At 27.4% G+C, this 14,784-nt stretch carries 6 protein-coding genes and 1 tRNA gene; all 7 read right to left on the bottom strand.

Going from position 1 to position 14,784, the window contains the following annotated elements; genetic code table 11:
• Positions 1–13: 13 nt before the first annotated feature.
• Positions 14–87 (bottom strand) — tRNA-Asn (locus H603_RS0112460).
• A 488-nt stretch (positions 88–575) separates the two neighbouring features.
• Positions 576–1,682 carry a hypothetical protein gene (locus H603_RS0112455; RefSeq protein ID WP_026708925.1) on the bottom strand — a complete coding sequence of 369 codons (1,107 nt, stop codon included), beginning with the start codon at positions 1,680–1,682 and terminating at the stop codon, positions 576–578.
• Positions 1,679–3,775: a DUF1998 domain-containing protein gene (gene drmB / locus H603_RS0112450; RefSeq protein WP_026708924.1), complete on the bottom strand. Its 2,097-nt coding sequence runs from the start codon at positions 3,773–3,775 to the stop codon at positions 1,679–1,681. The genes H603_RS0112455 and drmB overlap by 4 nt, the downstream gene beginning before the upstream one ends.
• Positions 3,776–3,779: 4 nt before the next feature.
• A complete protein-coding gene (locus H603_RS0112445) occupies positions 3,780–8,090 on the bottom strand; it encodes a helicase-related protein (protein WP_026708923.1) in 4,311 nt (1,436 codons plus the stop codon).
• Entirely contained in the window at positions 8,090–10,441 is a 2,352-nt protein-coding gene (locus H603_RS0112440; RefSeq protein ID WP_026708922.1) for a hypothetical protein, read from the bottom strand. Before H603_RS0112440 ends, H603_RS0112445 begins: the two co-directional genes overlap by 1 nt.
• Positions 10,432–12,099: an NERD domain-containing protein gene (locus H603_RS0112435; protein ID WP_026708921.1), complete on the bottom strand. Its 1,668-nt coding sequence runs from the start codon at positions 12,097–12,099 to the stop codon at positions 10,432–10,434. The genes H603_RS0112440 and H603_RS0112435 overlap by 10 nt, the downstream gene beginning before the upstream one ends.
• Before the next feature lie 5 nt (positions 12,100–12,104).
• Complete coding sequence (locus tag H603_RS16785) at positions 12,105–13,811, bottom strand: DNA cytosine methyltransferase (protein ID WP_035675999.1); 1,707 nt, start codon at positions 13,809–13,811, stop codon at positions 12,105–12,107.
• Between the last annotated feature and the right edge of the window lie 973 nt (positions 13,812–14,784).

Raw genomic sequence — 14,784 nt, 5'->3', positions numbered from 1 at the left:
GGCTTTTAAAAAGCTCCCTCTCTTGGGCTCGAACCAAGGACCCTCTGATTAACAGTCAGATGCTCTAACCAACTGAGCTAAGAAGGAAACTGTATATTTTACTTTAAAACAAATGTAATTTGTTTTAAAGCTCTAGCAGACAATGTTGCCAGTAATAGAGAGATGCAAAGATACTATTAAATTTGATATTTACAAGGCGTCTACTGACAAGTATTTCATTGAATTCTCATAAAAACTGGATGCGTACAGTTAAGTGTATGGTAATGAAATAGATATTACTTTAGAGATTTTATAAAGAAAAATGATTAATTCAATCAGTAAGTGAGAAATGGAATAGTATAACATAAAAACTCAAATTTTTCATCCACTAATAATCTTCTATGCAGACCTAAGTTCGTTTCTTCACAAGCTGTTTGTGATACTTAAGGAAGAGACAAACAAACATGCAAGTTTAAATCAAAATGCCCTTGTCCTTCAGATTCACAATATAGTAAGCTAACTGCGTGTTCTTAAATGATATTTACAATATATTCTTTTTTCATTTTGTTTATCCAATTTTTCTAAAACATCGTCATTTAATAAGTTTTCAATTCAAAAAGATAATTAATTCGATTATAAAATTCATTTAATTTTTGACTATCATTTATACATTGCAAATAATTTTCATTAAAATAATCTATGTCATAACTATTTGGAATGTATTCATTTGAAAATCTATTCTTAATAATTTCAAAAATCAATTTTTGAATTGATTCATCTGCATCAAAATACTTTTTAAAGAGCTCTTTATTAGAAAGTTTATCATAATTAACTAAATATTTACATGATTGTTCTAGTAATAAATTAAATTCATTCAACTTTTTCCCATATCCTGGCACTTTTGAGTTTCTTAAAGTGAGTTCGTTTTCTAAAAATGGAGGTGAATTAATATTAAAAAGTAAAGAGTCAAGTATCTTAGATAATTCATTCAAAACTATTTTGAAATTTATTTTCAAATTTTGAAGTTCTTTATTTAAAGTTAAAATCAAATCATTTAATAATACAATACCTTTTATCTCATTATAAGGATTTGAATATTTTGTTTTCCAAAATTTAGCGTAATGAAATAATACTAGCGTAATTTCAGATTCTGAATTTTTTTCAATTAATTTCAATCCTATCCATACGGTTAGTTTTTTTACTATTGGATTTTGGTTAACACTTTCTATCAACCAATCGTTGTTTGTTAAGTTTAATTGTTCAGTTAAAATTATTTTCGCTAAATCTTCATTATTTTTTAATGGATTTAAAATCAAAAATTTATCTTGGAAATCAATAGGTTTGCTTTTAATTAATTGCTCACCAAGAACAGATAGTAATTGTTTATTAAAACCTTCAAAGTAAATTGAGTTTAAAATTGATTCAAATTCAAAATCTTTTAGTAAATCTATAACTTCTAAATAATCTCTTGTTTTATTTTGCAGTTCATTTTGAGATGAAGTAAATAAGTTAAAATCTTCACTATTTAAATCTTCATTTTTAAGTTCTTCTTCAGACCTTTGTAAATACTCTTTTAATCTTTTTAAGGTATCTTTTTTTAAATATTTATTATAATGAAATATCTTTTGCTCTAAAGACATTCCCCTCATATCACTATGAAACTTGATTTTGATGAAATTCTCATTTTTAGAAAAAAAACTCATTTTATTAATTCTTTAAAGAAACCATTATTTTCATCTACTAAAATTCTTCTATCTAAATAAATATTTCGATGCTCACAAGATGTCTCACTTACAAGACTACATGAAAAGCACGATGCGAAATTTAATTCGAATAATCCTTGACCATCAGATTCCCAACACAAAGGATCACTATTACAAATAGTAGATCTGTTCATAGCACTCAAAATAAGGTTTTTTATATTATCTGGTCTTGTCTGAGCAATCAGTCCTCCCATACTTCCTTCAGCTCCTTCAGTTGTGTATATCATGCAACCATACATTTTATATTTTTCATCATTTGAGACATAAATTCTTTCGGACAAAGATGCTGTTGGATAACCACATTTGAATTCTAATTCTCGCATAATTAAATGAGCAAAAGTATGTACTAGATATAACTGCCAATTATTCTCTAATCCATATTTGATAGCACCTTCTGAAAAAGTATCGCTCTTTTGATGTAATTCACATAAATTTTCGTTTAATGATTCTATTCCTTTGGAACTTGAAAATTCATTAATTAGTTCTTCATTAAAAGAAAAAAAGATTCCTTCTCCGTAATTTTCAACTACCGGATATACTTGGACACTATCAGGTTTTGAGCTAAAAATATTTTTTGATATAACATTATCGGCATCAGAATCTAAAGGAACAACTCTTGAAAAATCAAGTTGAGCGGAAGTAATTTTCATATTATCTATTCTAAGTATTCTTGAAAAATACTGCTCTAAGTTTAAACCAGCAATGTTTGCAGTGACATCTTTTACTTTTAAATGCTCACTATCTTTATCAACATTTATTTCATCTTCATCTTTTGATGCTAAAGCTTTATATTCTTCGAAGCGATACTGTATATCTTTTTCAGAATCCTGGATTTCTTCAACTAAAGAACTATTTTTAATTTCAGCCTTTAGCGAAGTGATTATACTATTTATTCTCATTGCCTCTTCGAAATTTTTATTATCCATAGCTAATTCCAACTCTCGTTCAAGAGAATTCAATTTTAATGTTTTTTCATCTAAGAATAATTCGTCAGGCATATATATACTAGAAAGCGTCCTAGAATAGTATAAATTATTTCCTGTTGTTAAGGCTACCTTCATCGCTTTCGTTGATGAACAATTTTCTAATGGCGGAATTTTAGACCTTGAATTAGAATTTCCAGAATGATATTTAAGCTCACCATTATTAGATGTTATGGCTTCCCATGGTTTGTGTCCTGGGCATTTAATTTTCACACTCATCAATCCTTTTAATGAGGTTTGTTTACCACAGCTTTCACATTTTAGCCATTTTCCATCAAAACCTGATGCGTTGGCTGTGCTTGAAGTAATTTTAATTATGGAAGTATTTGAATCTTCTGTACCACAACATGGTTGTGATTTAAATAATTCAATAGGTTTTTCAGAATTTATTTCCATAGGAGAATCGGTCCTCCATCTCAAAAATTTTGACCATGGAAAATCACTGATATGGCCATGATCACAAATTAAGACAATATTATCTTGAGTTAAATTTGATATACTATTTTCAGTATTATATTTTGGAGGAAAAAATTTTGCACCATATTGATCATCATTTTCCTTGTTTTTGCACCATTCTTTATACCATTCTTTGTAAAACTTGTAACGTTTGCTCTTATCAAAAAATACTTTTGGCATAAATGAACTATTAATTGCTAATTCACTTCCGCTATTTTTAATTTTATTAGAAAAATCTTGAACAGCAATATCAGGTATAAGAACTAAATATTTTAATTCATTTAAATCTTTTCTATTTATTAAAGATTTCAGTAATCTAGTATCATTTGAAAGACCTATATTACCGTTCATCTCTAATTTTGCGTGTTTTATAACATAATCTTTTATATCCTTTTCTTTTACTCCAGTATCAATCGCATGTTTTTGAATATCCAGTATTTTTTTTAAAAATCCCCATTCTTCGATACAAGAAACTATGATACTGCCATATGTTGTATGTACTATTGAACCAGGACCACCATAAGATGATAAAAGTTTAAATTTACTTATGGCTTCATTAGCTTGTGTATTATCAAAATATTGTTTTGCTGACATAATTTTATTGTTGAACTGTTTTTATTACTACTGATGGGTCAATTTCTCTTAGTGAATAACCAACTTTCCAATGATCAGGGTAATTATTGTCACTTAATCTAATAAACAAAGAATTCAAAATCATGTCTTTTTTATAAAAAGATAATTCAGGATTAGGCTCACTACCTTGTAATCTAATAACCCAATTATTTAACAGCATTTCAACTTTATTATTTAAATCTACCAACTCTTCCTCAGAAATAATACCGTCAACACTTGATTCTACGTTATGAGTTCTTGTTTTTAAATAAGTGTCTAGTTTAATTGCATTGGTTTCAACTTCATTAATTTGATTAGTAATCATCTGTTTGATTTGATTAATTTTAATGTCGTTAATATTACACGCATCTGCATTGTTCATTAGCATCAAAGTCTCATCATGTCTAATTATGACTGATAAATACATTGCTAAATATCTTTCCATTGCTTTACTTGCAAATGGGGTAACTGAAATTGGTTCTACATAACTGTAAAATTTCTGGTGAAATTCTTTAAATTTTTGATAGTGTGAAATGTCTCGAGATCTAAATGGATGATGAATAGTAAATACAATTCCTTCTTTACTTCTTGCAACCCTACTTGAAGCTTGGATATATTCTGCAATATTTCTTGGCATTGAACTTATAATCATAGTATTGAATCTTGATACATCAATACCAACTGAAATCATATTTGTAGATATCACAAACTCTGGAGGATTATTAGAATTTAATTTTAATAAGTTATCTTCATTTGAAATTAGACTCCATTTGTTTTCAATGCTAGACAGATTAGACTTTACATCTTCTCCTGTTAATCTACCTGTAAGTTCAGAATAATCAATAACACTTTCGTTTCTAATTAGCTTATCTAAAAAGCTCCATGTGATAGTATTTTTTGTAACAAAATTTACATCTCCTGGTAAATAATGACTTAATTGTGATTGTGTCTTACCTACATCTTTTAAACTATTAAAATAGGATAAAACTGTGTGATAATAATCAAATACTTCCTTATGTTCAGTTAATAATTCAGGTTTTTCAAATATTTCATCATTTGAATAGCATTCCTTTAGATATTTTAATCTGTGAGTAAGAGAAATAGAAGCTATTCTTAATTGCATCCAAACTTGGGTTTTTCCCACGGGTAAAATCCCTATATATTTTCGGTTTGAAATATATTTTTCCTCATCTTCCTCATCGATGAATCTCTCATAATATGCAAAAAATGAATCGTCTGATACTATCCCTTGTTTTGGAAATATTTCAGATCGTCTATTAAATAGAGCAAATATTTGTTTATCTGTATTTCTTGTAGTTGCTGTAGAAGTAACTATTTTAGGTTTTATACCATTTTCTGTACATAAGTAATCTATACTTTTTTCAAAAAGTCCTACAGCTGACCCTAAAGGGCCAAGTAAAAGATGTAACTCATCCTGTATTATTAGTTCTGGTGGTAAAGTGTCATGATTGTGTCCTTTTCCAAATAATCTCCTAGAATCTTTATTTCTTTCTGAAGTATTTGTGGATACATTATTTGCTAAAGCAGCAAATTTATCTACCGTCCCAAAAAGTAGTGTTGGAGGGTATTTATAAATATCCTCATCAAATAATCTTAGAGGCAGGCTAAAATCATCGTGAGGTCTATTTCTTCCTCTACCTTTAAAAGTGCAAGATGAGTTATTACAACAAATATTTAATTGATTATCTACGCCATAAACCATTTTTCCTTTTGGACTTGAGGTAGCAACATTACTTAATTCTTTATCAATAAATAAATCGCTACCACACCATGGGCATTCAGTAAATGGAAGATTTGTACTCACTTCTTTACCCACTTCAATACAAGAACCTATTTTTTCAAGTTCTTTCTCCATGCTTGTGTCATTTGAATTACCTGTGCCTTTCCATTGATTAGGCAATGAGCCAGAACCAACAAATAAACCAATTGTAATTCTAGAATCACCTAGACTATAAGAATTAGGTATTGAAAAACTATCTTTACGGATAGCTTCTAATGCACAAATTAACATAGTTGCTCTTTGAAATTGTTGTAATGTTAACAATCTCAAAGTATAACGCATTAAAACTGTTGTGCCGTTTCCTCTAACTCCTTTAGTAAATCTTCTGTAACTAATTAAAAATGCAATTATCCCTAAATAAGCCTCAGTTTTTCCACCACCAGTTGGGAACCATACTAAATCTGCTATTTCGTTTCTTTCAGGCCATCCATTGGAGAATATGTTTTCTACAGTTTTATCGTCAAGATCAGGTCGAACAAAAGCATCAATGTTTAGTAAAATAAAAGCTATTTGGAATGAACGCCAAGTGTAAGGATATTTGATGTATTCACAAGATTTGTAATATTCTTCAGTATTATTATAACTAAAACTAGCTTGTCGTTTTTCTTTTACAGATTCTTCTACGCCATTTTTATGATGTACTTGCATTAGTAAAGCTGTATTCATTAATCTGAAAGCAGCCATTGCTTTTTTATCTTTATTAAGTAATTTAATGTTTCTTTCTAACCTAATACGGTCTTTATCACAAGCTAATAGTTGTTTATTTAATAATTGTTTTTCTGCTTCTTTAAGTAAATTTTCATCATTAATATTTTTCTCCTTCTCTTCAATCCATATTTTGTATTCATTCACAAAATCTTTTAAACCATCTAAAACATCACTGTCCCTAACGTCAGATAAAGTTGAAAGGTATCGCATGGATAAAATGGAATCATTTTTAATTCTAGTAACTATTTTTCCATTAACAATTTTACTAGGTTTAAAATCTACTTTTGGTGTTTCTTGTTCTGGAAGAAATTCTGTTTTTATAAACTTATATTTATCAGTATTTCCCCAATTTACAGATGTGTTGTATCCTTCACCGAAGTCATGGCAATTTCTGTAGAGTAACTTATTAAAGTTATCTTCTTCATCAAAATCTAATAATTGAGGAGGATTATATTGCTTTAGAGTATTTTCTTTAATCTCATTAACCTTTAATTGAATACCAAAATATGCCTTTAGGTTTGCTTCATCTTTTTTGTTTAATTGTGGTGGCTCATTTTCCTTAAGAATAATATTTGCCTTATTAATCAATAATATTTTAACAAATATTTCTTCATTTTTACGAATATATTGTACCGAATATATTAAATCTGAAACCTCTTTAATGTTATTATCAATAACTTGATTATTTAATCTAAATATTTTACTGGTTCCATCATGAATTGGTAAAGAGATTGAAATGTTTTCAAAAGTTTTTGCCTCCCAAATTGGAGAAGCATTTCTTGGTTTGTATACAGACTTTAAATCAGTTACATAGTTTTTTAACTGATTGAATATTTCGATTTCCTTTATAAGCTTTTTATAATTTGGATAATTAAATAAATCTTCTTTAAGTTTACCCTTGATATGATTAATTATGCTATTATCATATAGTGAAGCTACATTTTTATATTCATTACCATTATAATTTATTGATTCTGAAATAGAATAAAACTGCAAATCATAATCACCTTTAAGACCATAATATATAACACCATTTTTTTGTTTAAGTTCGACTATTTCTGTTTTGAAAACATCACCTATAGTTTTTAAAAGAGTTGCTTGGAAATAATTATTTAAATGAATATAATCTATATCATAAATATTATTCTTATTGATTTCTTGATTAAGACATATAAAAAGGTTGTTATTTTTTCTATTTGATGCAAATAAAGGTTTAAAGTAATTCTCAATTGCAATTTCAATTTCATTATCATATTCAGAAACTAAACAAGATAGTTTACTACTAAAACATTCCTTTTTATTTATATTATGATATTTTCTAAATGAAACACTCACGGTCAAATCATTTTGCAAATTAGTTTCTTTACCTACAACAAATGAGAGACCAAAAGAATTGGGATAATTCTGCTGTTTACTAATCAAACTTTCCTCAGTATTGTCAATATTTCTATCATCATCTCCACCCTTTTCTATATCCTCTGTATCCGAATTTTCTCCATCAATATCCGATTCTGAGAATTTCTCTTTAAGTTGTGTTTCCGTTCCTTTTGATATCCTTGTTTCAGGAAAAAGAATTGCAGAACTATATTGATAAGCAGGAACCTCAGCTAAAATTTCACTCTTGTTATCAAGTGCATTTACATTTTTGACTTTAAAGTCAATTCCGTTGAATTCACTTGTATCCCATTTTTCTAAAAAGAAAAAGCGGTTGTTAAAGGCACCAGGTCCAATTATCTGCTCACGAACAAATAACTCAAGACTATTTCTTTTTTTTCTAAAATCATTCATCAATTTAAAATTTTTATTTCTTTTACTTCTTGAAAATTTATTTCATTTGTCATAGAAGATAGAATTGATTTTGCTATTTCTTTTGTGTTAATTTCTTCATCGTTTTCGAATATTGAAATATTATTTTCAATATATATAGAAGCTTTTAATATTAAATCAGGGTTTTCAATTTCACTTAAATAATTGTTTTGCAAACACAAATCATATATTTGTTTGTATATTCTTTTTATTTCATTCAAATGTTTTCTTCCATAATGGGCAATCCATGCTTGAAACATATCATTTGTATTAATTCCTAAAAATTCGCAAATAATTTTCCAATGCTCTTTCTTCTTTGGTAAAATAAATCGGTCTTTATTATAATCTTTTGTCTCAATTATATATTTTTTATTGAAATAATTACTACCGCCAATGTATTCTAGACCTAATTTCTTTAATTTGTTATAAACATTATTGTACTTTGATAATTGCATTTGAAAACCAATTACTGTATCAGGTATTTTACTTAGTTTGTCTACTAAATTATCTCTAATTATAGTTGAACTTACTTCTCTTTGTAAAATAAAATTATCACCAATATTTAATTGAGAAACACAACTTGAAATAAGAGTGTTTTTTCTAAATAAAATAGTAGTATTTCCTTTTTCAACATATTCTATACCTTGAATGGTATGTATTAAATACTCCTTGTTATCATTTTCTTTTTTCACTTTGTTATTGAACTCAATTTCTTCATCATTATAAAAAATAATATCCTCACCTTCAATATTTACAATTTCAATTTCAATATTCTCTTGCTTGTATTTCTTTCTGTAATTTATTATATCTTTTTTTATATTTTGAATTAATTCTAACTTATATTTTTGATATTTTTCTTTGTTGTTAGAAAATTGAGCATCAATATCTTCTCTAATAGGATTCAATAATGGTTCGTACTGATAATTTAAAATATGATATTTTATCCAAGGCTGATAATTAAAATATATGAAATCAGGAATTATTATATTAAAGTCAGATTTTTTTGAAAGTAAATTGACTAGATTAATAATGTTAAAGGCATCTAATAACAATATATTTTTTTCATTGAGGTAGTAATCAATTTCGTTATTATCAATAAAAAGTACGCTACTATTTAAATCATGTAAATAGTGTTTAAATGAATTTAATGATTTCTCTAATTTTTTCTTTCGAGTCCCTTTTATTTCAGGTAACAATAGTACTGGTTTATTTATATCATTAATTAATTGTTTACCCCAATCCAATTCATGTAATAAATAAATTATTTTTTTTATTTCATTAATTATTGGTTTTTCCGCAACAATAGGATAATCAATTTTAAACATTTTAAACCAATCCTCTTTTGGGAGTGATGGATTAATAAATAAAAACCAATATTTTGGGAATGGATTAGTAAATTTATTAAACTCATATTCATTCCAATGGACTTTAAAATTACTTAAAATTTCAAATATTTCTAAATTATGATTAGTGTCAAATATTTTAAAATCAGGAATTAATACAGGTAAGTTAGTATTGTTAGGTTTAATCTCCTCTGGTAATAAAATAATATCATGCTCTTGTAAATTATTGTAACAGAAGCGAGAATTAATATTTAAATCAAATTTCTTTTTTCCAATATTTGACAGGTAATCATGAATGTTTTTGTGATAAGGATACTTTAGTGTAAAAAGATTTACAATGTCTTGTTTGCAAGATTCATCCTCATATTCAATAACTTCTTCTAAAGACATATCAGAATTATATTTTAAAGTATTAAAAAGAATATACTCATAAGGTCTAATTTGTTCTCCGGTTTGAATTGACAGACATATATCAAAATTAAAATCAATTACAATTGGATGATTTATCAATCTTTGATTACTTATGCTTTTAAATAACTTAAATGTATTATATGTGATACGCCAATGGGAATTTTCAATTTGTTCTTTACGAAATATTGGCAAAAATCTATTTGTTTCAACTGCGATATTATCTGACCATATCAAGAAATTACCAGACTTTTTCACAAAGTCAATTGTTGATATACCAGAACTAAAATTATTTCTTTTTGTATTATAATCAAAGATGTTTAAGAGACAAGTACCTTCAAAATTCGAAACTGGATTCTTTTTTAAAAGTCTATAGGTAAGTGAAAATAGACGAACGTAATCATAAATTATATTCAATAAATTTTCATCATAACAAGGTAAGTAAAGAGTTAATTTTTCTTGGTTTGATATCAAAAAGTCATAATACCATTTGCCAATCACTTCTAGAATATAAGGTTTTCTATCTTGAATTTCTAAAGTCTCCAGAACCACATCATGAATTTTATCAAATATTACTTCCATAATATAATTTTAAGTGAATTCATTGCTCTAGTTGCTCCAATATAATTTTGAACTTTGGTGTTATCATTTAATTCCTTAGTAATTAAATAAACCGATTCGTTTTCTAAACCACGGTATTTAATAGGACTACTATATCTAACTTTATTTGAAGAAATATTAATGTTGGCTTCTGTTAATTCTTCAATATCTCTGTAAAAGTAATCACTTACTATTTTTATGAAATCTTCAATTAAATTGCTATGTATTAGTATGATTTTTTCCGAACTTGTAAAGTTTACATCATTTAAAATAAAGCTAAATAATTCTAACTTTTGCTTTAAATCATCAACACACATCAAGTTACTTTTATACTTGTTTTTTATTTTACCATATTCATTATACAATAAGCAATTTGAAATTTCTCCTATTTCTATATTTTGGGCGCAACGATAATTCTCATTAAAATGATAGTGTGTATATCCAATTTCAATAAAGAAATCTGTATACCAAGCTAACTCCTTCAGATTAGATGCAATTGCTTGATCAGGGTCATATAAAACTAAAATCTTAGGTTTGTCTAATTTTGAAATTATTTTCTCGATGAAATCATATAGTCCTTTATCAAAGTATTCCTGTGCCTCATCAAATATTAAAAAATCAACATCAGCTGTAACACTATCTTGCGTTACTACATCCGAAAATATTCTAAAATCTATGTTGTTAGGGTCTAGTTGATAATCATTAAGGATAATATGTTCTAATTTGGATCTAATCAATTTATTTGCACAAAAGACAATACCTTTTTGTTGTTTTAATAAATTTTCAGCTAAAAACTTTATTGCTAGAGCTGTTTTTCCAGTACCTGGAGCTCCTTGTATTATAACATTTTTATTGCGACTTAAACCTTTTAAAACTTCATAGTTTTCTTTTAAAATTAATTCAGCATTTATTCTATCAGGATTATAACCGTAAGTCGATTGTGTTGGGAAAAGCTCAGATTTCAATCGTTTTAATTCTTTTGAACTCAATTCAGGATATTGCTCGTAAGCCTTTTTTGAAATGACTTCGGTACTTAAATTAGGGAATAGTTCCTTTATCATTCTAATTCTTGCTTTTCTTCCTAATTCATTAATAAACTTGAAAAAAATAGTTTGAATTGCTCTTTCATTCAAACCTGTAATATCGGCTTTTGAAAAGAATATATCTCTATAACCAACTAACTGAGGACTTTTTAAAATGAAACCAGCTTCGTGTGGAAGAACTACTGCTCGGTAAACAAAAACAGAAGAGTCAATCAGTTTTTTAAAAGTATGGACGTATTCTTTAGCTTGAGTAAATGGATTTTGAGTTTCATATTCTTTACCGCCACCTGAAGAGAAATAGCAATCATTTTCGTCAACTCTTAGACCGCCACCTTTTACTTCAATTATTAACAACCCTTGTTTAGAAAGTAAAAGAAAATCAACTTGACCTTCAACTTTTCTTTTGCTAGATGGATGAGTTGATAAATTATAGTTATGCTTAAAATACCAAATTTCATCCTCAACAAATTGATTGTTATTAAAGGAAAGAAATTGTTCATATAACCAAAGTTCACCAAATAGGGTATTTCCATCTTGATTAATAATGGTAGTTTCTAAATTTTGTTTAGCATAATTGTCAATAAAATGTATTGGCATATTTTTTATTTTGAATTAGCAACAGTTGCTATTTTATTAATGGCATACAAAGCAAAAAGTTGTCTTGTTGGTACCGTATTTTTTAGAAAAATGGTAGTATTGATTTGTGTAAAGTTTGGCTCCTCTATTATAATGTTTTGAATAATGCTACCTAATTCATCAACAAGTCGAGTTGGCTCCAATAAGCCACCAATCGACTTTTGTAATTCAAACATTTCTTGAAGCTCTTTTGAACTACCTATTTTTTCCAAAAAACCATTATTGATTACTTTTAAAAATTTATGGCCACCTTTAATTTTAGAAATAATGGACTCTAATTGCTTGTAGTATAGATCACCTACATGCTGAATAGGGAATCCTTTACCCGTGCCATACTGTATTGAGGTTCTCCAATTTTCATCTGCTTTAGTATTTTTTTCAATATTGTAATTAGAAAGTGTAACTGTCATATTCCCTTCTTTAACAGGTTGCCATCTAAACCTTGCATTCTTATTCTTAATAGGCGGATTGTCTAGAACTTTTAAATTATAATTATTTAAATTTAATACTCCTTTTAAATTTGGAGAATCTTCAACTATTATTGTTTTTCCAACTTTGGTTCCTAATTCATTTATAACTGTTCTTGCAAATGCTCTACTTACGGATGCACAAACTGCATTTCCGACTAATCTCCATTTAGTATTCTCAGAACCTATAAATTGATATGTTATGGGAAACCCCATTATTATAGCTGCCTCTCTAACAGTAGGTAATCTATATTCACCATCACCTTTTCTCTTAATTTCAGATTTATAAATTATTGATTCTCTTGAATTTGCAATTTTTGTTGCTGTAATTGTTCGACTAGGTTTATTCTCGTTTTCAGGAAAAGACATCTTCCCCATAAATGGATGGTTAGTTTTGTAATGTTTGGAAAATCTCCATTCTGCTTCATAAATGCCTGTATCGTAGAAATGATCGGTTATCTTATCTTGTTGAATTTCTATTGGATACTGGATGTCTTTGATTAAGTCGTTACTTTCTTTATCATATGGAGAAGGGAAGTGATTTCTAATTTTACTTAACGAATTATATAGTGGAAGATTAAGATTAGACTCTTTTTGTTGATTTGTGATTTGTGGAATTACTAACTTTTTTCTCTTTATAATTTCGCCAGATATAACTCTTTTTCTAGCTTGTAGTGATCCATAATCTGCGGAATTAATTATTGCACTATTTTCAAAAAGATTAATAGCAATATTATTAGGACCAATCCTATTATTATTAGCCCATTCTGTGAGCCCAAGGTCTTTAAAGGTATATGACGTTTGTAAATATCTCTTACTATTTACAACATTTTCCATAAACCAAGCTTTTAGAATAGAATCAGGCTTGTGTTTTTTTATTGCAACAATTCTTAAAAAAGCTTCGGTTAATTCAAGACCCAATGATTTATCTCCTTTTCCTGATTTATTTGAACTAGAAAAACTAACGCAAGGAGGACTGCCTAAAATTACATCAGTATCAGGTAAGCTCTCAATTTCTTCAACTGATTTTTTGAAATCAAGAATATTTTTAATTTCACAATTTAAATTGAAATTATGGTTAAATGTTTCTACAGCTGGTTTCCAGTGGTCATAACCATATAGTATTTTAAATCCTTGTTGTCTAAATCCTTCTGAAAAGCCACCAGCTCCACAGAAAAAATCTATAACTGTTAAATTAGTTGTCATTTATTTTTCATTTTATAAATATTTGTAATTTTTTTTTAAAAAGAAATGTTTTTTACTGCAGATTTTAAGTAAATAATTTGTTACCAAAAAAAAACAGTTGATCTTAATTAAAATTTACAAACTATTATGCTAGGTATTCAAAAGTTTATATAATTCCTGTAAATCATAGCTTGATTAAATAGGAGTAAACGATTTAAATAACTATTATGAGACTTTGCAGGCGCTAATATCTATTTTTTAATATTTTAAAAAATAGAATTCACAGTAAATATTAAGCAAGACAAATTAAAGTTAATTTTTCTATAGAAACAATCACCATTTTTAGTGATTTTTTGAATTTATTTTTTAATTATAATTTGAATTTTATAATTCGATTAGAATTTTCTAGATCCAAAAATTTTCTTTATTGTTTCGTGCAATTTAATTAAAAGTTACACTAAAATCTTATAGAGACATTTTAATATTTCTAATTAAAAATAAAGAATTAGAAAAGTGTTTTCTAACTAATAAAAAGTTTTTCCCAGTAGTAGTTGAAATTAATGTCGATGAAACCGTTGTAATTTCAAATGACAAGTTTTTTACAATAATAAAGCCTCGATAGCTATCGGGGCTTGTTGTATTACCAGCACCTATTTATCAATTAAAAACAAAATAGCCTAACATTGCTGTCAGGCCTATAAAAAAACTCCCTCTCTTGCCTCAATCGCTATCGGGAGAACCAAGGATGTTATATTGTTAGTTATTATTTATCATTTAAAAACAAAAAAGCCTGACATTGCTGTCAGGCTTTTAAAAAGCTCACTCTCTTGCCCCGATAGCTATCGGGAGAACCAAGGATATTATATTGTTAATCTTTACTTATCGAGTAAAAACAAAAAACCCCCGATAGCTATCGGGACTTGTTGTGCCATCAATGTATTTATTAATTAAAAACAAAAAAGCCTGACATTGCTGTCAGGCTTTTAAAAAGCTC

This window comes from Flavobacterium frigidarium DSM 17623, assembly GCF_000425505.1.
Taxonomy (GTDB): Bacteria; Bacteroidota; Bacteroidia; order Flavobacteriales; family Flavobacteriaceae; genus Flavobacterium; species Flavobacterium frigidarium.
Note: the sequence above shows the minus strand (reverse complement) of the source record. Positions and strands in the feature narration are given on the sequence as shown.